The organism is Paenibacillus wuxiensis, from assembly GCF_040195695.1.
In the GTDB taxonomy this organism is placed as follows: Bacteria; Bacillota; Bacilli; order Paenibacillales; family Paenibacillaceae; genus Paenibacillus_B; species Paenibacillus_B suaedae.
On sequence record NZ_JBEFZI010000005.1, the window covers coordinates 245,832 to 265,583 of the forward strand.

Below are 19,752 nucleotides of genomic sequence, written 5' to 3' on the forward strand. Positions count from 1 at the left end.
AAATATTTAAGAAAAACTTGAATGATTTTGTAATAAATAATCAATTCTAGCGAATAGATGGTTTATTCATGAGATTGGCTATATGAAATTATGCCAGAAATCAATCCAAAACAATACAACATTACAATTTGTATTATAACGTTACAAAATAATTTTGTTAAGTTGAATAACTCATGTGAAGAAAGATGGTTGTACATAATATCCATTGTTTGTAGATTGACAAGGGTATTTATTTGAATAATAATGTTAATACAAACGCTTTCATGCTGTTATTGTAACCTTATTTATTAACATTACAAAATATTTTGTAATGTTAAATTTGGTTATTACACCATCTACAGGAGGTTTTTTTCAATGAAAAAGAAACTGTCAGTATTGCTGATTCTTACGATGGTCTTCTCTCTCTTGGCTGCTTGCGGAAGAGGGACAACGAAGGAAGGCGCAGACGGAGTAACTACGATTGAACTTTGGGCGGCACCGAATCCGCCACAGCAAGCTTACTGGATGGAAATGGCCAAGGAATATGAGGCTGTTAATCCGAAGATTAAAATCAATGTATCTGCCATTAAAGAATCGCCAAGCTCGGAAGCGAGCATTCAGGCGGCAATTGCAGGAGGGAACGCTCCGGCTATTTCGGAGAACATCAATCGCGGATTCGCAGCTCAGCTAGCGAAAAGTAAAGCGCTTGTTCCGCTGAATTCGTTACCGCAGTTCAATGATATCGTGTCGAGCCGCAATATGGAGAAAACGCTCGAGCCTTGGAAATTTGCTGACGATAATCAATACGTGCTTCCGATTTACTCCAACCCGATGTTGTTCGGCTGGCGCATTGACATTCTAAAGGAGCTTGGCTATAACGAGGCGCCGAAGACGTATAGCGAAGTGTTGGATGTAGCGAAGAAGCTGAAAGCGAAATACCCGGATAAATATGTATGGGGCAAAGGTGCAGATTTAGTGGATCCTACCCCTTGGAAACGCTGGTTCGACTTCTTTATGCTATATAACGCATCATCTGACGGCAACAAGTTTATTGACGGCAACAAATTTGTCGGAGATGAAGCAGCAGGCGTCAAAACGCTGGAGTTTGTAGACAATCTGCGCAAAGAAAACGCAATTCTCTCGAAAAACGTAACTGATCCGTTTGAAACAGGAACAGGTATCTTTACGGATCTTGGACCATGGACATTCAACTATTGGGCTGAAAGATTCCCGGAAATGAAATTCAATGAGACGTATACGCTCACTCTTCCTCCCGTTCCGGACGGAATGAATCCTGCGGAAGCGAAGACGTTCTCTGATGCGAAAGGTCTCGTTATTTTCTCCAGTGTGCCGAAGGAGCAGCAGGAAGCGGCTGCCGAGTTCCTCAAATGGGTATACTCCGATGCGAAGCACGACGCGACATGGTTCGAGAAGACGAACTTGCCTCCGGCGCGCGACGATTTGGCTGAGTTGCCAGAATTCAAAAATATTATGCAAAAATCGCCTGGACTTGAATTGTATGCAAAATCCGTTCCGCATGGTGTTCCGGCAATCGACAACCCACGGTACAACGAATTACAGACAATTATTGGACAAGAGGCTTTCAACAAGGTAGTTAGAGGCGAAATCGATCCGAAGACTGCATGGGATAATATGAAAAAGGCAATTGAAGGGGAACTTCAATAATGGTTGATAAGCAAAATAATCGGTTGGGCTGGTTATTCACCAGTCCCTACCTCATTTATGGTCTTGTATTTTTCTTGGGACCGTTAATATGGTCCCTCTTTCTGTCATTCACGAACTGGGATTTAATCGCACCAGAATACGATATTGTCGGCTTTAAAAACTTCATTAAGGCTCTGTCATCGCCAGGTGTAGTATCGGCATTTTGGGTAACGTATAAATTCATGATTGTGTTCGTGCCGCTCGTTACCATAATGTCACTCGGAGTAGCCGTGCTTGTACAAGGATTGCCGAAGTTCCGCAGTCTTTATTTAATTGGCTTCTTTTTGCCGTACTTATCATCGGGTGTCGTGGCATCGCTTATCGTGAAGGGCTTCCTTTCCTTTAACAGTCCGGTGAATGTTTTTCTACGCAACAACTTTGAACTTGACATCAACTGGCTTGGCTCACCGCTATCGGCGCTGTGTATCGTAGCGCTCATCATCGCTTGGAAATTTACCGGATATTATGCGCTTATTCTTACATCCGGACTCGAAAGCATTGATAAGGAAGTATATGAAGCAGCAGCGATCGACGGAGTTACGGATCGACAGCGCTTCTGGAAGATCACGTTACCGTTACTATACCCTGCAATGTATACAACACTGATTCTGGCGTTTGGCGTTACCTTCGGTATTTTTACAGAGGTTTACCAATTGACGGGCGGAGGACCGAACTTCGCTACGAACACTTGGCAGATGGAGATTTATACCCAAGCGTTCAAGAACTTGCAGGCGGGCTACGCTTCTGCAGTTGCGATACTGGCATCTGTAGTTACGTTCATTTCAATTTTCATCATTAAAAAACTGCTGGAAACGTGGGGTAAACGAAATGGTTGGGTCTAAACAAAACAACAAATTCCGTTTGACGGTTCGTTACATCGTAGCAACGCTCCTGCTTCTGGTCATGGTATATCCCTATTTGTACATGGTATTAAACTCGTTCGCTGATTGGTCGCAGGTTGACCGAAAACTTATACCGGGCAGCTTCTCTCTGAAATCGTACGAGTGGCTATTTACCGGCGGCGAGTCTGGAATTGCTCGTCCATGGCTGAATGCTTTCCTGAACAGCGTGATCGTTTCGGTTGTATCGACGGCACTCATGATGCTCTTCGGCGTCATGGTAGCTTACGCGTTGTCGAAGCTGAATTTCAAGGGGCGGGACACTGTGAACAATTTCGTCTTGTTCCATATGTTCTTTCCGGCGATCATCCTGCTCATCCCGAACTTCCTCGTCATCCAGAAGATCGGTTTGTATGATACGTACTGGGCAATGATTATTCCCAAAGCGATCAGCCTATGGGCAATTTTCATGTATACGAACTTTTTCAAGGCAATTCCAACGGTATTCATCGAGGCGGCGAAGCTGGATGGAGCGTCCGACTTCAAGATTTTGTATCGCATCATGATGCCAATGTCGAAGTCGATTACTGCGGTTATCTTCTTGTTCCTGCTCATGGAGCGCTGGACAGAATTGCTGTGGGATATGATCGTTGTACGCAGTGACAATATGCTGACGCTGAACGTGCTTTTGTCGCAAATGTTCGGCCCTTATGGCGGTTATCCAGGTCCGCTGTATGCCGCGTCGGTGCTGTTGACGCTTCCGATTATAATCATGTTCCTCGTGTTCGGCAAAAAGTTCAAAGAAGGTATGCAATTCAGCCTGAAGTAATCGTAGCAGATGGACTACGCAATGGGAGTGGAGAAAATGGAGACACCCTGGTGGAAATCTGCCGTGTTTTATGAAATCTATATGCCGAGCTTTTGTGATGGAAACGGTGATGGAATAGGAGACTTTGCTGGTATTGTATCCAAGCTTGACGAGCTTCAGGAGCTCGGCGTCGAAGGCTTATGGCTGACGCCTTTCTATCTATCGCCTAAGGTGGACAATGGCTATGATATCGCCGATTATACGACCATCGATCCTGACTACGGAACGATGGTCGATTTCGACACTTTCATTCGTGAGGCGCATGATTGCGGTTTTAAGGTCATCGTTGACCTTGTACTGAATCATACGTCTGTGGAGCATCCGTGGTTTAAAGAATCTCGATCATCGCAGACGAATCCGAAGCGCGATTGGTATATATGGAAAGATCCAGTCGAAGGGGATGTTCCTAACAATTGGGAATCGTTCTTCGGCGGGCCCGCGTGGGAGTATGACGAATCGACGGGACAATATTATTACCATGCATTTGCGAAGGAACAGGTCGACTTGAATTGGGCCAATCCTGACGTACGCACGGCGATGAAGGAAGTTATGGGTTTTTGGCTTGATAAGGGCATCAACGGTTTCCGTCTCGATGTCATTAACTTCTTGAAAGTATCCGGAGAATTTCTTGATAATCCGTACGATGCGGCAGGCGAGCAGCAGCATTTGCACGATAAGGACCAAGCCGGCATCTTGGATGCGATTGCCGAGATATGCGCGTACGTGCATGAACGGGAAGGGGCATTCATGGTTGGCGAGATCGGCTCGGAGGATATGGACGTATTGAGCCGTTATAGCGGCAAAGGGCTGCTTGACGTCGTATTCAACTTCAATCTAGGCAGTCAGGAGACATTCTCGTTCGATCGTCTCTATACAGAGTTGCAGAAGATGGAAGAGGTTCATGCATCTGATCAAGTGCCGACGCTATTCTTTAGCAGCCACGACATGCCGCGGCACATTTCACGGTTCGGCGATGGAAATCCAGAGCTGGAGGAGAAACGTGCGAAGCTGATCGCCACGCTGATGTTGACCGCAAAGGGTGTGCCGTTTCTCTATTACGGTGACGAGATTGGGATGCGCGATTTCGTGGCTGAGACAATCGAGGATATGCGTGACGTTCAGGGGCTGACCGCGTATCAGCTGGCGCTTGCGAACGGCAAGTCCTCCGAAGAGGCGCTGCATATGGCCAATGCGAAGTGCCGGGACAAATCCCGTACGCCGATGCAATGGACGGAGGAGAAATTCGGCGGCTTCTCGGAGGCTGAACCATGGATTGGCATGGGGCCGGAGCATCGTCTGTTGAACGTGAGAGCAGAAAAGCAGCGTCCAGATTCTATTTATCAATTTTACCGGAAGTTAATCGCACTCCGGCGCCGGCATTCGGCACTTTATAGAGGCGATTATATCTATATGGAGCGGCGTGAGGATACGTTGCTATACGTCAGACGCGCAGATGGCGAAGAAGCGCTCGTGGCGCTTAACTTTGGCGCGAAACCGTTGGCGCTGTCGTCCGGCGTTCAAATTGCAGGTAACTCGTACTTGGCCTTATCGAATTGTCGCGAAACGGCTGAAGATTTTGGTTCGTTCATCCTTCGTCCGTACGAAGCGGTCGTCTGGATAAGCGAGACTATTTAATGAAGGAGATGTGTCCGTCATGGAATTAATCAAAGGCAGTGTAAAGACATGCGAAATCCTATTGCAGGAATATATGGCGCATAAACCATTGGCACAGAACGCAGAGAAGCTGTCGTTTACCGGGGTTGGCGACAAGGACGTATACAATATTACGGCTCCATTTGAAGATGCAGGCGAGCTTGTCATTGCTGGACGCGTCGAATCACGTGACAGTGAATTTTCCGAAGTTCGTTTCTTTGTTGAACGGAACGGGGAATGGGCGCCGCGTGAAGGCGCACCAACATTCGAGCTACAAGATCCGTTTCAAACGCGATTCGGCGGCGAGCTCGTACTCGGCGGCGTGCAAATTTATCCGCATCCGACACAGGAGAACGCCCTTATGTGGCGCACGGTGTTCTACAAAGGGAAGAGCATCGCGGAGCTGAAGCCTTTCTTCAAGGGGCCGGACGGAATGAAGGATTTGCGTCTTGTTGAGCTTCAAGATGGCAGCGTTGGCGTCTTTACCCGCCCGCAAGGAGAAAAGGGCGGCCGTGGAAAAATTGGCTTTGCTCGTGTGAATCGCTTAGAGGATCTATCCATTGAGCTTGTTAACAATACTCCGCTGCTTGACGGACAATTCATTGACGAAGAGTGGGGAGGCGCTAACGAAGCGCATCTGCTAAGCAATGATCGAATCGGTGTACTCGGTCATATCGCTAACTTTGATGCACAAGGGGATCGTCACTATTACCCAATGGTATTCGTTCTCGACCCGGCAACGGGCAAGTATTCCGATATCAAGCTTATCGCTGTTCGTGATAAATTCCTGCCCGGTGCCGCGAAGCGTACTGACCTTGTAGATGTCGTATTCAGCGGTGGACTCGTACGCAACGGCGATGGCACGGCAGTGCTGTATGCCGGCATAAGCGATGCAGAAGCACACCGTTTGACGATAGATGATCCGTTCCAAGAGTTTGAACAGGCATAATAGTATTTACTATTTTACAGCTTAAGGAGTCTACAACATGAATATTTATCGTTATGAAGAAAATCCAATCATTACGCCGGTCGACGTCAAGCCACACCGTGATGACTTCGAAGTCATTGGCGCGTTCAACGCGGGCGTTGCAACCTATAATGGCGAAGTGCTGTTGCTTCTGCGTGTAGCGGAGCGTCCGATCAGCAACGACCCGAACATCGTGAAGGCTCCTCTGTTCAATCCAGTAACGAAGAAATTGGACATTATTGATCTTCGCACAGATGATGAACGCTATGACTTCTCGGATCCGCGTGTGATCCGCAACAAGACACAGAACGCGACTTTCGAATATTTGACTTCAATTTCTTATGTTCGCATTGCGCGCAGTAAGGATGGGCATAACTTTACGATCGATGAAGCACCATTCGTATATCCGTCTACGGAATTGGAGATGTTCGGTATTGAAGATCCGCGGGTAACGCAGATTGGAGATACGTACTATATCTATTTCTCCGCCGTTTCCCCGGTTGGAATCGGTGAATCCATGGTATCGACGAAGGACTTCGTGAACGTAACGCATCACGGTATGATTTTCGGCCCGGATAATAAGGATGTACTTATTTTCCCGGAAAAAATCAATGGAAAATATTATGCGCTGCACCGCCCAACAATGAAGAGCATCGGCAACCCGGAAATCTGGATTGCGGAATCGGATAATTTGCTATATTGGGGCAATCATCACCATCTGGCTGGCTTGCGTCCAGGCATGTGGGATGGCGGCCGTATGGGCGGCGGCGCTGTGCCGTTCAAGACAGAGAAGGGATGGCTGGAGCTGTACCATGGAGCGACGAAGGATCATCGCTATTGCATGGGCGCCCTTCTGCTGGACTTGAATGATCCGACGAAGGTTATCGCCCGTTCCGATAAGCCAGTGATGGAGCCGGAAGCGGATTATGAGAAAAATGGCTTCTTTGGCGATGTCGTCTTCTCTTGCGGAGCTATCGTAGAAGGCGACACGGTGAAGATGTACTATGGTGTAGCAGATACATCGATGGCCTGCGCTGAGTTAAGCGTCAAGGAAATTTTGGACAGCTTAACGTACGTATAGACGAATATAGAACAAAGAGACGTGAAAACGCCAAAACCAGAAGGTTTTGGCGTTTTCTGAATAGGAGTGCGAGATGAGATTAACTGATAACTGGAAGCTGCGCGATTTCAATGTTGGCGAAGCACGTGACTTAGAGGTAGCCTCCCCTGATTATATCGATTATTTCTGGATGACGACGCAGGTGCCTGGCGATGTGCATACGACCCTAATCGAAAGAAACATTATTGAGGATCCGTTCTATGGGCATAACGACCAGAAGTGCCGCTGGGTCGAGGAGAAGGTGTGGTGGTACCGCACGGTGTTCACTTGGGACGGCGAACGGGAAGCCGGAGAGCGGATGGAGCTTCTGTTTGAGGGGCTTGATACGTTTGCAACCGTCTATCTGAACGGAGTCGAATTAGGCTCGACAGACAATATGTTCATCAGCCATTCGTTCGAGGTAACAAGAGAGCTTAACAAGGGCAAGAACGTGTTGGCGGTTAAGATCGATCCGGTTCATTTGCATGCCAAAGACAAAATTCAGTATTACTGGTCCGGGTTCAGCAAAAAGCGGATTTGGACACGGAAAGCGCAAAGCCACTATGGTTGGGACTGGGGGCCGCGTCTCGTCTGTGCAGGCATTTGGAAGGACGTTCATCTCGTCAAGCGCCGCCATGGCTATGTAGACAACGTGTTTGCACGTACGTTGGAAGTGAAGGACGGGGAAGCAGTCGTAGACGTGACTGTCGATGCGCGGATGTTCGACCGCAGCGAGGCGTGCCTCGCAGAAGTAGAATTGCTTGATGCGCAAGGGAATCTTGTCGCGTCGCAATCGATTCCGTTTGATCGCAGCCTGGGCTTCGTACAAGACGGCGCCATTTGCGCGCAAGGACGATCCGGTGACGTGCGTCTGCATGTCCCGAATCCAACGCTATGGTGGACGCATGATCTGGGCGAACCATACCTGTACCAGTTAAAGGTGACACTTCGGAGCGGCAGCGAAGCAGTTGACACATGGCAGCAGCAGTTCGGTATCCGCACACTGGAATTGATGCTGCACGACGAAGCAGGTGAACATGCCTTCACGTTCGTGCTCAATGGCGTGAAGCTGTTCGCGAAGGGCGCGAACTGGATTCCGATCGACAGCTTCATTGCGGCTGTGCCGGATGACCGGTATACACGGCTAATTCGCATGTCACAAGAGGCCAATATGAATATGCTGCGCGTGTGGGGTGGAGGCATCTACGAGCGCGACATCTTCTATGATGAATGCGACCGGCTTGGCCTGCTCGTCTGGCAGGACTTTATGTTCGCCTGCGCGCTCTATCCGGACTATAACCGCAACTTTATGGACAATGTACGGCGGGAAATCGACCAGGTCGTCAAGCGGCTGCGTAGTCGGACATGCCTCGCGCTGTGGTGCGGCAATAATGAGAACGACTGGCTGTATGAGGCGCTGTATTCAATCGGTGAAATTCCGCACCCATTCTATGGCGAGAAAATATATCACGAATTGATGCCAGCTATGCTGGAGACGCTTGATCCGACGCGCACGTTCTGGCCGAGCTCGCCATACGGGGGCAACGATCACAATTCCCGTGAGGTTGGCGACACTCACAACTGGCAGGTATGGCACGGCAACATCGAGCCGCGTGTGTTCGGTCAGCCGCAGGTGCAGGACTATAGCATAGAAGGATTGTCATTCAAAAAGTTCAAAGGCGACACGACCAAGTTCGCTAGCGAATTCGGGATGCATGCTTCTTCCAACCGCTACACCTTGCAGCGCAATATTCCGGAGAACCAATTCTTCTGGGGCAGTGAAGAGATGATGTACCGGAATAAGGATATCCATCAGCCGAAAGGCATTCTGCTTATGGAAGGATATACGGGCGCGCCTACAAATATAGAGGAATATATGAACTACTCCATGCTGACGCAGGCGGAAGGCTTGAGATACGGCATTGAACATTACCGCCGCAATAAGCCGGATACGAGCGGTGCGTTGTTCTGGCAGCTGAATGATTGCTGGCCGGGTACGAGCTGGTCGGTCATCGATTACTACGGACTACCGAAGGCTTCGTATCATTACGCTCGCAAATTCTTCGCGCCCGTGCTGCTGACAGCGGATCACGACGCTGGTCAGGATCTGCGATTGTGGGTGCTGAACGACCGATTGGAGGCCTATGTGGATACAGCCCGCCTGACCGTGTATATGATGGATGGAACGGTACTAAGTGAATTTAATCTGGATGTATCCGTACCGGCGAATAGCAAGATAGAGGCTGCTGTGCTGACTGAAGCGGAGCTGACGAATGGGGCCGATCCGACAGAGGTCGTATGCGTCTTGACCTCTGCGAATGGATTGCTGGAGGATAATTTCGTTTATTTGCGCGATTACAAGGATATGCGCTTCGACGCCGTGAAACTTCAGGTTGAAGTGGATGAGGCAGCAAGCGTTATCCGGGTGAGCGCAGAACGGGTTGCGCGCATGGTCAAAATCGAGCTCGATGAGGAATGGATCGTGATGAGCGACAACTTCTTCGATCTGCTGCCTGGACAGGTTAAGGAAATACAAGTCTCGCAATCCGAAGGAAAGAGCATTCCGTGGAATACGCTGCGCGTATCTGCGTTGAATGAAGTTGTAGATAGCGCCAGATAACGATGGCGAGAACAGCGTGGCTAGTAACAGTATTACGACATTATTTTGTGAAAAGGGATGAGGAGCATGAAGGCGGCAGTTCTTCGTGGAACAAAAACCATAGAAGTTACAGAATGGGACGAGCGCCAGCTTGGCAAGGATGAGGTATGGCTGCGGGTCGCTTGCTGCGGAATTTGCGGCACCGATCAGCATATTTATCATGGGCATCCGGGATCAGCGGAGGTAACGCCGCCGATCGTGCTCGGGCATGAGCTGGCCGGAACAATTGAGGCTATAGGTGAGAATGTAGCGAATTTGCAGCCAGGCGATCGGGTGTCAGTCGATCCGAATATGTATTGCGGTTCGTGCGAATATTGCCGCGGGGGCCGTGCTCATCTGTGTGATCATTTGCAGGCGGTTGGCGTGACACGGGACGGCGGAATGGGGGAACGGTGCGTCGTTCCCGCCGCCAACTGCTACAAGCTGCCGGAACAGGTCAGCTTGATAGAAGGGGCGATGGTCGAGCCGCTCGGCTGCGTGCTGCATGGGTTCAAGAAGCTGGAGCTGCGGGCGAATCAGCACGTGATCATTGCGGGTGGCGGCTTCATTGGCCAGCTGTTCCTGCAGCTCGTCCAAGCTGCGGGTGTTGCGCACATTACCGTGATAGAGCCAATCGTGCATAAGCACGATTCGCTGCTGGCAATCGGTGCACATGCTGTTGTATCGCCTTTTGATGGAGGATCAGTCGGACTGGAGAACTCCGCCGACGTTGTTATCGAATGCGTTGGCCGACCCGAGTCAGTCGAATTGGCGTGCGCAGCCGCGCGCAAGGGCGGACAGGTGCTGCTCTTCGGTGTCGCTGCCCCGGAGGCACGCGTGAGCATTTCACCTTTCGAAATATTCAGCAAGGAGCTGCGCATTATGGGATCGTTCATCAATCCATACACACACGAGGAAGCAATTACGCTTATTGCGCAAGGAATTGTACGCATCGAGCCGCTTATCAGCCATCGCTTCCGTATGGGAGAGTTGCCGGACATCATGTCGCGCTATCCTCAGTTGAATGTGACAAAAGGTGTTATCATGCACGAATAGCAAGTAGCAATTGTTCAACCTATATAGATGCCTGCAATATGGAATAATCGAAACAGCCGCCCCGGCTCTTTGCTTGGGCGGCTGTTTCAATCTGAGAGCGGAGGCCAAAGTCTAATGTGTTCACCTCGTTATATGTGGTTAGGGGGAATACCTTCCTTTAATGCAACATAGCTCTAATTGGACATGTTCCAGTGCTGAGCAATGAATTCGTCATGACCAGACTTGGCACGATCAGCCTTATAATGTTCCGGCTCTTTGCGATAATAGTCCTGATGATAGTCCTCCGCGGGATAAAATGGAGTGGCATTGCGAATAGATGTGATAATGGACTTATCGAAACGGCCGCTTGTATCCAGCGCGGCCTTGGATGCCTCCGCCAAGCGGCGCTGCTCATCGGTATGCGTGAAGATGGCAGTCGTATAAGATTCCCCGCGATCGTGGAACTGACCTCCATCATCCGTGGGGTCGATTTGCATCCAGTACAGATCGAGAATAGTCTCATAAGAAATGATGTCTGGATCATACGTGATTTGTACGGCCTCCAGATGGCCGCTAGTCTGCGATTTAACTTGTTCATAGGATGGATTGGAAATGTGTCCGCCCGTATATCCGGATACGATGCGATGCACGCCCTCCCACTGATCAAACGGCTTAACCATGCACCAGAAGCATCCTCCTGCAAATGTAGCGGTTTCGATTCTGTTGCTCTGTTCATTCCGCCCATTAACTTTGAGAGTAGTGGGTTGTCCCGCAGGTATTGACATCGTAGTTGCCCTCCCTGTTCACAATAATAGATAATATTCTATATTCACGGCTACCTATCTACATAAATTCAGATACATGATCTACATGAACGCTTATCTGACGCATTCAGAAATGGGAATACCGCTTTTTAACAGTGTACCGCGGGAAGACTCAACTGCCAAGGAGTGATATGAATATGAACTTCGGTCTCGATCCATTGCCGCTCTATTTGCGGCATATAACATTGCTGCGCGAACAAGTACCATCCTTTCATGAATACCCCTTTGCCCTCGCTGCTATCCGCCCTTTTACCCAGCTTTCTTTTCGCAAGCCCGTAACCTTTATTGTCGGGGAGAACGGAACAGGAAAATCCACATTGCTGGAAGGAATGGCAATTGCCTGGGGATTTAATCCGGAAGGCGGATCCTTGAATTTTTCATTTGAAACCTCAGCCACGCATTCGGTGCTGCACCGTTATCTCCGGCTGTCACGGGGAATACAGCGTCCACGAGACGGATTTTTCTTGCGTGCGGAAAGTTATTACAATGTAGCGACGAACATAGAGGAGCTTGATGCAACCGAGTCGCCAGGTCCAAAAATCAAGGAGTCGTATGGGGGGGAATCGCTTCATGAGCAGTCTCACGGAGAATCGTTCCTGAATACGTTCCTGCACCGTTTTGGCGGTCGGGGGATGTACATGATGGACGAGCCCGAAGCCGCATTATCGCCGCTGCGGCAGATGACGCTTCTTGCACGGATGCATGAACTGGTTGGCAAGCAGTCTCAATTCATTATTGCAACCCATTCTCCCATTTTAATGTCCTATCCCGACGCGGATATATGGCAGTTGGATGAGGAGGGCATTCGTCAGGTTGCGCTGGAAGAGACGGATCATTACATCATTACCAAGAGCTTCATGAATGATCGGGATGCCATGCTTCGGACGCTGTTCAATGATTGAGATGCATTACGTTATCACATTGCGATCAGCTTGGACAGGTACGCGGCACGTGACAACGGGGATGTTGATTGGCTGTCCACGGATCAAGATTACGGGTATGTCCTATTGTAAGATAGATACGCTCATTATGGGGTGACACACCTATGATTAAGTGCTAACGTTCGGTACATACACCCCTACGAGGACAAAGAGGCTTATGTATTGACGACGAATCGTAAATGGCACGACAACATCACACGATGCGCACGTTCCAGTTGCTTGGAACGCACAGCTATTCAACTGGTCTAGTAGAGCTCCGTTATTCCAAATAAAATCCGATACCATAATAAGAGCGCAGTCGTTGTTCAGATACAACGTTCTGCGCTCTTATTAAATCGATTTCGTTTACATGTTGCCGATTTGGTTTAAAAAATATCGTTACGAACGCTCTACGATCGTGTTGTACGTTGTGCGGTCAGTATGCTTCACCAATTGAACAAGAAGTTCCTTCGCTGCGTCGATATCATCTGTATGAACGATCGAAGCAGGTGTGTGGATATATCGTCCGCATACGCCGATGACCGTCGAAGGAACACCCTTGTTGCTCAAATGCACTTGGCCAGCATCTGTCCCGCCTGGAGATACAAAGTATTGATACGGAATGCGATATGTATCCGCAATATCTTGGATGAACTCCACGAGACCGCGATGTGTAATCATCGTAGGATCGAGGATGCGAAGCAATGCACCTTTGCCGAGATGGCCGAAGGAATTCACGTCACCCGTCATATCATTCGCTGCGCTGCAATCCAGTGCATAGAAGATATCGGGCTGAATCAAGTTGGCAGATGTACGGGCACCGCGAAGACCAACCTCTTCTTGAACAGTTGCACCGCAGAACAGTGTGTTTGGAAGCTTGAATTGTTCACGATGAAGTTCCTTCATCAATTCAATGGCAAGTCCAACACCATAACGGTTGTCCCATGCTTTGGCCATAATTTTCTTCGGATTAAGCAAGGGAGTGAACTTGCAGACTGGAACGATTTGTTGTCCAGGGCGAACGCCTGCCTGTTCAGCTTCTTCACGGCTGTCCGCACCAATATCGATGTACATATGCTTCACGTCTACAGGCTTGTTCGCTGTAGCTTCGTCAAGCAGATGCTTCGGAATGGAGCCTACAACACCTGGAAGCGGGCCGTTTGGCGTAATAACTTCGACCTGTTGGGCAAGTACAACTTGTCCCCACCAGCCGCCAAGCGGTTGGAACTTCAGCATCCCATTTGGTGTAATTTGCGTGATCATGAAACCAACTTCATCTAGATGGCCGGCTACCATAACGCGAGGGCCTTGCTCGTCGCCACGCATAACGCCGAAGACACTGCCGAGTGCATCATGCACGAATTCATCTGTATATTTGGATAATTCGGTTTTTACCAAGGCACGCAGTTCCCGTTCGAAGCCGGGAGCGGAAGGGAATTCCGTCAGCGTGCGGAATAATTCTAACGTTTCCTGTTGCATGGGATTGCTCCTTTCATCACTAAAGCCTGTTCATCATTTTAGTATGAACCGATTTGATGCAGGATGCAAGCATGATAACGCCGTCCTGTAGAGAAAGCCAGGACGGCGTAAAATATATCTATTTGATTAACACAATAATGAATATTAAGATTGCGCTTGAATAAATGCGTCAATGCGAGACATTACGTCTTCAGATACGCGCTGCAAGCGTGCTGCAGCATGTTCGCCAGTAGAGCCCTTCACGGCGAAGTACATCTTAATCTTCGGTTCAGTTCCGGATGGACGGAGGCAGAACCAGCTGCCATCCTCGAGGTGGAACTTCAGTACATTTTCCTTTGGCAGATCATACAGACCTTGTGCGAAGTCTTCCGTTAAGGTGATAGCCACACCGCCTGCTGTGGAAGGAGCATCTTCACGCCAATTATTCATAATGCCTTGAATGATCGCTACACCTTCCACACCTTTCAACGTACGTGTTTGCAGTCCTTCGAGATAATGACCATGCTGCGCATACAAATCTTGTAGAATCTCGTACAGTGTCTTGCCCTGTGCTTTGTAATAAGCACCAGCTTCACTGATGAGCATAGCTGCGATAACAGCATCCTTATCGCGTGCATAGTTGCCTGCCAAATAGCCATAGCTTTCTTCGTAGCCGAAGATGAAGGTATGCTCGCCTGTGCGATCAAATTCTGTCATTTTCTCGCCGATATATTTGAAGCCAGTGAGCGTGTTAAATACAGTCATGCCGAAGGATTGAGCGATTGCTGCACCGAGCTCACTCGTTACGATCGTTTTGATCACAGCTCCGTTCGCCGGCAATGTCCCCTTGGTCTTCATCGCGTCCAGCAAATAATGCACCATAATCGCTCCGGACTGGTTGCCGGTCAGCACGACATATTCACCGTCCGCATTCTTCACAACAGCACCCATGCGGTCTGCATCCGGGTCTGTACCCATGATAATGTCCGCATCCCAAGATTTAGCCTGCTCGATGGCAATGCTGAATGCCTCGCGCTCTTCAGGGTTTGGCGACTTCACGGTAGGGAAGCTGCCGTCTGGCAGCTCTTGCTCTGCCACGACTCGAACCTGCTGGAAGCCGATGCGATCCAATACGGCGCGTACGGGCTTATTGCCTGTACCATGAAGCGGCGTAAACAGTACACGGAACGAATCGCTAGATGAGCGAATGATATCTTCATTTTGGCTGACAGAAGCCACGGCATTTATATATGCTTCGTCCATCTCTTGCCCAAGCCACACGAGGAGTCCCTGTGCTTCTGCTTCCTCGCGGCTAAGCTTCTGAATGCTCGCGAATGATTCGATGCCGCGAATTTCAGCAATGACGCGTGATGCTGTATGTGGCGTGATTTGTCCACCATCGTTGCCGTATACTTTGTACCCGTTGTACTCTGGCGGGTTGTGGCTTGCCGTTACCACGATGCCTGCGCTTGCCTTTAGGTTCCGCACAGAGAAGGACAACTCAGGAGTAGGGCGCAGACTTTCGAACACATATGCCTTTACGCCATTGCCCGCTAGCACCAAGGCCGCTTCAAGCGCGAACTCTGGAGAGAAGTGGCGAGAGTCGTAAGCGATCGCGACGGAAGGAGCAGCTTCTTCTGCCTTCAAATATTGGGCAAGACCTTGAGTTGCTTTGCCTACTGTATATACATTCATGCGGTTGCTCCCCGCGCCAATCACGCCGCGCAAGCCACCTGTACCAAATTCCAAGTCTTTATAGAAACGGTCTGTAATTTCTCGTTCGTTGCCAGCAATCTGCTGCAATTCTGCCTTCGTCGCCTCATCGATGTGCGCATCGTTCAACCACGCATCGTAGGCCTGCTGTGCACGCAGTGCAGTGTCCATTCGTGAAATCCTCCTTCAACAAAATCATTTACCTAACGGTTACTTATCCTATTGTACTGGATAATGAAGCTACCTGCATGTGTAAAAATCATAGATTCCTTTTTATTCCCGAATGTGTGTAGTCTGTTGAACAATGAAACAAATATATGATTCACAAAGCGAATTGATGCTTTCGTACATGCTTCTACACCTTGCGGCAGATGACGATCATTGATGATGAAGCTTGCAACGGCTCGGCAGACCAATTTCCATATAAATGGAGAAGTTCAAACCCGTTCAACTCCAGAAGTCTTGCCAGCTCTTGTGGATACGTGTATCGAAGATGAATGGTCGATGTACGTTCCATCACTGTCTTCTCTCCTTCACGGAAGCGGCGGATTATCGTATAATGCTGAATTTGTGTCACAGGGTCGTATACCGCTAGCGTATACACATCGCATCGCTGCTGCGATCCCATCGGGATGGAGTGCCAAAACTCCTCCTCTTGTAGTTGAAGCAGTTCGTCCGCGGTCGGGAAGCGTGTATCAAAGACAAATATCCCGTTATCCGTGAGCAGGTGGTGAACAGACTGCAAGAGGCGATTTTGCAGCTCATTGGTTAAGAAGTGTTGGAACGAGTTGCCCACCATATAGGCGAGAGGCGCTCCAGTTGTTAGATTCAATGCAGTTAGATCTTGCTGCATCCATTGGATATTCAGGTCCGAACGAGACGCTGCCTTCGCACGGGCTTGTTCCAGCATTCCTTCATGAAGATCGATACCGATCACGGCATATCCGGCCTCGGCAACTGGTATTGTTAATCGCCCTGTACCACAAGCTAAATCCATAATAGGGCCAGCATTCACTGCTTGCTGTTGAATCCAGGTGAGAAGCAGGGAAAGTTCTGGACAGCCCTGATTTTCAATATCATACAATGCAGGATCCTCGTATTCAGATAAATCCCATTCAGTTAAGTTCATAATATCCTCCTTGATATACGGAATATAGCTATAGCTGGATTGTAATTCTTGGTAATGGGTGTGTCAATTTTGATAGTATAAGAGGCAGCAATAACAATGAAAGCGCTGCTGTAGCCACTTTCTCCAAGAAAGTGGCTTTTTTCTTTACCCGATCTTTATCTCATCTTGATATGAGGCTAGTAAACTAGTTTCATCAACCAGATTGATAGAGAAGGGAAGAGGTAGTCTACGAATGAAAAGATTGACTATGGTATGTTTATCGGCGCTCCTATTCTTGGGGCTCTCGACTTATGTTTATATGCAGGATGTACATGGCTCACAGGAGGAACATGTCCTACTGCACTCACCTGAGGGCGGAGGACAGCAACTAGTAGGGAAGACGATCGTCCTTGACCCCGGCCATGGGGGACAGGATTCAGGCTCGGTTGGCCAGCAGGGCACACTGGAGAAGAATGTGACGCTGCAGACCGTTCAGGCGATTAAGCGCGAACTTCAGCGACGGACAGGCGCACAGGTCGTGGTCACAAGAGAGCAGGACGAGACGGTATCTTTGCAGCAGCGAATTGACGTCGCTGAAGAGAAGTCAGCAGATCTCTATGTGAGCGTTCATTATGATGCTTTCGATACGGGAGAAGCAGAAGGAATGACGACCTACTATTACGATGATAACAATTGGCAGCTTGCCAACACGATGCATGAGCATCTGAAGCAGAGCTTCAATATGCGAGATCGCGGCGTTCATGTAGGAGATTACATGGTGCTGCGGGATAATTCAAGACCGTCGATCCTACTTGAGCTTGGATACATCTCCAATCATGATGATGAGAAGCGAATGAAGTCGCAGGCTTTTCAAGAACAAGCGGCTAAGACAATTGTTGATGGAATCATAGACGTGCTGCGTTAATACGGAATGTAAGAGAGCAGGGTACAAATTGAAATGTAGATATAAAAAGAACAAGGGGTGCACTTCAGTGCATCCCTTGTTCTTTTTATTATATATGAATTGGGAAGGGGGCAAAATAGAGAAAAATGATTAAGGCAAATCGATGACCATCACATGAGTGCCTGGTCTGAAGTGGAACTTCATCGTATCGGCATTCTTGATACGAGCTGCATCACGACGATGTAGTACTTCACCGTCCTCGAAGCCAACTTCGCCTTCCATCACGAATACATACAGGGAGCGGTTCGGTCGTAGTTCGATAGTCACTTCTTCTCCCTCTGGGAATTGGCCCAAATACATCGTCATATCTTGATGAATATGGGCAGTTCCAAGCTCTTCTGCGTGATTGGATACGACCGGAAGCAGGCGGTTCTGGATAGATTCCAAGCCGTAAGTATGCGTCTCATAGGATGGGTCGATCCCGAGTCGTTCCGGCATAAACCATAATTGCAGCAATTCAAGCGGCTCAGAGCTGGACGCATTCGCTTCACCATGGTAGATCCCTGTTCCGGCGCTCATGCGTTGAATTTGACCAGGCACGATAATTTCGCGGTTGCCTGTGCTGTCCTTATGCTCCAGTTCACCTTTCAAGACGACGGTTACGATTTCCATGTTTTTATGGGGATGTAGACCAAAACCAGTACCCGGCGCAATATGGTCATCATTTAGTACACGCAGTTCGCTGAAGTGCATATTTTCTGGATCATAGTAATCAGCGAAGGAGAAGCTGAAGTATGTCTTCAACCAACCATGGTTGTTATGATAGCGGTCTCCAGCCCGTTGGATGGAACGTTTCATTGTCGTGTTCATTGTAGAGTCCTCCCACTATGGTTCATATTCTGTACGATTAGGTTCGGCAGTTGTATGCCTTGATGAACAGAGTCTTTGATTAATTGCGTTAGTGAACGATTAATAATTGGATAATGCTGAAAAGTTACAGCAGTGCGTCCAGAGACAAGGAGCCTGCGCCAATCAGTGCAACACCGATGGCAGCTGCAATCAGCATCACGTTGTATTCAATCCCGTTCGACGTTACCCAGTAGCCGTTCGCCCCATGGACCTTCACAATCGCAACAAGCATAGTACCGACAATAAATGCTGCGCCAAGCCATGTGAGGAAGCCGAGCCCGAACAGTAAGCCACCGGCAAGCTCAGTCAACCCAGCCATCAGCGCCATGAGTGGGCCAGGACGCATTCCGATAGACTCGAACCAGCCGCCTGTACCTTTAATTCCGTAGCCGCCAAACCATCCGAACAGCTTCTGTGCTCCGTGTCCCATCATCGTCAATCCAATAACGAGACGAATAATCAATAAACCGTAATCTGCCAACATATAATATTCCTCCTAATAGTGTAAGGTAAGAACGTTCTTCTTACCTGTTTATTTGTTAAAGTACTTGACTGAGAATCTCGAATTCGAGATATTAGTTCAAAATGAAACCCTTCTCTGATGAAAAGGGCTATTTCGGTGAAGGGACGCTCTGCCCCAATTTTTTCAATAAGCTAATGAGTTGCTCCTTGTCCTCTGAAGACATTCCATTCACGGCTTCGTGAAGAGCCTCCGCGTGCCTTGGGAATATGTCGCCAATGACGGCTTCTCCTTCAGGTGTCAGTTCAGCGTATATGACGCGACGATCTTTCTCGCAAGGTCTTCGCTGCAGCAGTCCCTTCTTCACGAGCTTGTCGATCACATAGGTCATTGTGCCGCTTGCCAGCAAAATCTTGCCGCCAATCTGCTGGATAGGGGTAGAACCCTTATGATAGAGCAATTCCATGACCGCAAATTCGGACGGATTGAGCTCATAATGCTTCATATCCTGCTGGGCGTAATCCATTAGTGCCCTAGATGCGCGGGATAGGACAACGAACAGCTTCAATGATTGTTGAATCTCGGGATCGAATGCATCCGTACGAGGTCTGGTCATCTGTCATTCACCACCTTTATGGTAAGGAGTTTTGATA

The 19,752-nt window shown here is 48.9% G+C and carries 17 protein-coding genes; 10 read left to right on the forward strand and 7 right to left on the reverse strand.

Annotation, left to right across the window (positions count from 1 at the left end; all coding sequences use genetic code 11):
* Nucleotides 1–354: 354 nt before the first annotated feature.
* The 8 genes from ABN764_RS12745 to ABN764_RS12780 all read left to right on the forward strand — a co-directional run bounded on the left by ABN764_RS12745 (nt 355) and on the right by ABN764_RS12780 (nt 10,824).
* Nucleotides 355–1,665, forward strand: coding sequence for an ABC transporter substrate-binding protein (locus ABN764_RS12745; protein ID WP_446672083.1), 1,311 nt, complete (start codon nt 355–357; stop codon nt 1,663–1,665).
* Nucleotides 1,665–2,546, forward strand: coding sequence for a carbohydrate ABC transporter permease (locus ABN764_RS12750; protein ID WP_446672084.1), 882 nt, complete (start codon nt 1,665–1,667; stop codon nt 2,544–2,546). The genes ABN764_RS12745 and ABN764_RS12750 overlap by 1 nt, the downstream gene beginning before the upstream one ends.
* On the forward strand, nt 2,533–3,372 hold the full coding sequence (locus ABN764_RS12755; protein ID WP_044354158.1) for a carbohydrate ABC transporter permease: 840 nt from the start codon (nt 2,533–2,535) through the stop codon (nt 3,370–3,372). Before ABN764_RS12750 ends, ABN764_RS12755 begins: the two co-directional genes overlap by 14 nt.
* Before the next feature lie 36 nt (nt 3,373–3,408).
* On the forward strand, nt 3,409–5,046 hold the full coding sequence (locus tag ABN764_RS12760) for an alpha-glucosidase (RefSeq protein ID WP_446672085.1): 1,638 nt from the start codon (nt 3,409–3,411) through the stop codon (nt 5,044–5,046).
* 19 nt (nt 5,047–5,065) lie between these two features.
* Nucleotides 5,066–6,013 carry an MTP-1 family protein gene (locus ABN764_RS12765; protein ID WP_446672086.1) on the forward strand — a complete coding sequence of 316 codons (948 nt, stop codon included), beginning with the start codon at nt 5,066–5,068 and terminating at the stop codon, nt 6,011–6,013.
* 37 nt (nt 6,014–6,050) lie between these two features.
* Nucleotides 6,051–7,112 carry a BtaManbiosPhlase gene (locus ABN764_RS12770; RefSeq protein ID WP_446672087.1) on the forward strand — a complete coding sequence of 354 codons (1,062 nt, stop codon included), beginning with the start codon at nt 6,051–6,053 and terminating at the stop codon, nt 7,110–7,112.
* A gap of 73 nt (nt 7,113–7,185) precedes the next feature.
* A complete protein-coding gene (locus ABN764_RS12775) occupies nt 7,186–9,750 on the forward strand; it encodes a beta-mannosidase (protein ID WP_446672088.1) in 2,565 nt (854 codons plus the stop codon).
* A 66-nt stretch (nt 9,751–9,816) separates the two neighbouring features.
* Entirely contained in the window at nt 9,817–10,824 is a 1,008-nt protein-coding gene (locus ABN764_RS12780) for a zinc-dependent alcohol dehydrogenase family protein (protein ID WP_446672089.1), read from the forward strand.
* Nucleotides 10,825–10,997: 173 nt separating this feature from the next.
* Here the strand turns inward: ABN764_RS12780 and msrA are convergent, their stop codons facing one another.
* Nucleotides 10,998–11,588, reverse strand: a complete 591-nt coding sequence (gene msrA / locus ABN764_RS12785) for a peptide-methionine (S)-S-oxide reductase MsrA (protein ID WP_446672090.1) — start codon at nt 11,586–11,588, stop codon at nt 10,998–11,000.
* A 176-nt stretch (nt 11,589–11,764) separates the two neighbouring features.
* Between msrA and ABN764_RS12790 the strand changes: the two genes are divergently transcribed.
* Nucleotides 11,765–12,529 (forward strand): AAA family ATPase, encoded by a 765-nt coding sequence (locus tag ABN764_RS12790; RefSeq protein WP_446672091.1) that lies wholly within the window; start codon nt 11,765–11,767, stop codon nt 12,527–12,529.
* A gap of 417 nt (nt 12,530–12,946) precedes the next feature.
* On the opposite strand, the gene ABN764_RS12795 is transcribed toward ABN764_RS12790, so the two are convergent.
* From ABN764_RS12795 to ABN764_RS12805, 3 genes are all read right to left on the reverse strand, one after another.
* On the reverse strand, nt 12,947–14,026 hold the full coding sequence (locus tag ABN764_RS12795) for a M42 family metallopeptidase (protein WP_021256256.1): 1,080 nt from the start codon (nt 14,024–14,026) through the stop codon (nt 12,947–12,949).
* Between the two features lie 144 nt (nt 14,027–14,170).
* Nucleotides 14,171–15,889 carry a phospho-sugar mutase gene (locus tag ABN764_RS12800; RefSeq protein WP_446672092.1) on the reverse strand — a complete coding sequence of 573 codons (1,719 nt, stop codon included), beginning with the start codon at nt 15,887–15,889 and terminating at the stop codon, nt 14,171–14,173.
* Between the two features lie 184 nt (nt 15,890–16,073).
* Complete coding sequence (locus ABN764_RS12805; protein ID WP_446672093.1) at nt 16,074–16,847, reverse strand: class I SAM-dependent methyltransferase; 774 nt, start codon at nt 16,845–16,847, stop codon at nt 16,074–16,076.
* A gap of 232 nt (nt 16,848–17,079) precedes the next feature.
* On the opposite strand from ABN764_RS12805, the gene ABN764_RS12810 reads away from it, so the two are divergent.
* Nucleotides 17,080–17,751 (forward strand): N-acetylmuramoyl-L-alanine amidase family protein, encoded by a 672-nt coding sequence (locus ABN764_RS12810; RefSeq protein WP_028533547.1) that lies wholly within the window; start codon nt 17,080–17,082, stop codon nt 17,749–17,751.
* A 129-nt stretch (nt 17,752–17,880) separates the two neighbouring features.
* Here ABN764_RS12810 and ABN764_RS12815 read toward each other — a convergent pair whose 3' ends face one another.
* The 3 genes from ABN764_RS12815 to ABN764_RS12825 form a co-directional block, all read right to left on the reverse strand.
* Nucleotides 17,881–18,600 carry a pirin family protein gene (locus tag ABN764_RS12815; protein ID WP_174808102.1) on the reverse strand — a complete coding sequence of 240 codons (720 nt, stop codon included), beginning with the start codon at nt 18,598–18,600 and terminating at the stop codon, nt 17,881–17,883.
* Between the two features lie 124 nt (nt 18,601–18,724).
* Nucleotides 18,725–19,123, reverse strand: coding sequence for a DoxX family protein (locus ABN764_RS12820; RefSeq protein WP_090511878.1), 399 nt, complete (start codon nt 19,121–19,123; stop codon nt 18,725–18,727).
* Nucleotides 19,124–19,250: 127 nt separating this feature from the next.
* Nucleotides 19,251–19,715 carry a MarR family winged helix-turn-helix transcriptional regulator gene (locus ABN764_RS12825; RefSeq protein WP_021256250.1) on the reverse strand — a complete coding sequence of 155 codons (465 nt, stop codon included), beginning with the start codon at nt 19,713–19,715 and terminating at the stop codon, nt 19,251–19,253.
* Between the last annotated feature and the right edge of the window lie 37 nt (nt 19,716–19,752).

Bases quoted from the DNA above. Each gene is read 5' to 3' on its own strand.
- ABN764_RS12745 (WP_446672083.1), top strand. From the start codon at position 355: ATGAAAAAGAAACTGTCAGTATTGCTGATTCTTACGATGGTCTTCTCT.
- ABN764_RS12750 (WP_446672084.1), top strand. From the start codon at position 1,665: ATGGTTGATAAGCAAAATAATCGGTTGGGCTGGTTATTCACCAGTCCC.
- ABN764_RS12755 (WP_044354158.1), top strand. From the start codon at position 2,533: ATGGTTGGGTCTAAACAAAACAACAAATTCCGTTTGACGGTTCGTTAC.
- ABN764_RS12760 (WP_446672085.1), top strand. From the start codon at position 3,409: ATGGAGACACCCTGGTGGAAATCTGCCGTGTTTTATGAAATCTATATG.
- ABN764_RS12765 (WP_446672086.1), top strand. From the start codon at position 5,066: ATGGAATTAATCAAAGGCAGTGTAAAGACATGCGAAATCCTATTGCAG.
- ABN764_RS12770 (WP_446672087.1), top strand. From the start codon at position 6,051: ATGAATATTTATCGTTATGAAGAAAATCCAATCATTACGCCGGTCGAC.
- ABN764_RS12775 (WP_446672088.1), top strand. From the start codon at position 7,186: ATGAGATTAACTGATAACTGGAAGCTGCGCGATTTCAATGTTGGCGAA.
- ABN764_RS12780 (WP_446672089.1), top strand. From the start codon at position 9,817: ATGAAGGCGGCAGTTCTTCGTGGAACAAAAACCATAGAAGTTACAGAA.
- msrA (WP_446672090.1), bottom strand. From the start codon at position 11,588: ATGTCAATACCTGCGGGACAACCCACTACTCTCAAAGTTAATGGGCGG.
- ABN764_RS12790 (WP_446672091.1), top strand. From the start codon at position 11,765: ATGAACTTCGGTCTCGATCCATTGCCGCTCTATTTGCGGCATATAACA.
- ABN764_RS12795 (WP_021256256.1), bottom strand. From the start codon at position 14,026: ATGCAACAGGAAACGTTAGAATTATTCCGCACGCTGACGGAATTCCCT.
- ABN764_RS12800 (WP_446672092.1), bottom strand. From the start codon at position 15,889: ATGGACACTGCACTGCGTGCACAGCAGGCCTACGATGCGTGGTTGAAC.
- ABN764_RS12805 (WP_446672093.1), bottom strand. From the start codon at position 16,847: ATGAACTTAACTGAATGGGATTTATCTGAATACGAGGATCCTGCATTG.
- ABN764_RS12810 (WP_028533547.1), top strand. From the start codon at position 17,080: ATGAAAAGATTGACTATGGTATGTTTATCGGCGCTCCTATTCTTGGGG.
- ABN764_RS12815 (WP_174808102.1), bottom strand. From the start codon at position 18,600: ATGAACACGACAATGAAACGTTCCATCCAACGGGCTGGAGACCGCTAT.
- ABN764_RS12820 (WP_090511878.1), bottom strand. From the start codon at position 19,123: ATGTTGGCAGATTACGGTTTATTGATTATTCGTCTCGTTATTGGATTG.
- ABN764_RS12825 (WP_021256250.1), bottom strand. From the start codon at position 19,715: ATGACCAGACCTCGTACGGATGCATTCGATCCCGAGATTCAACAATCA.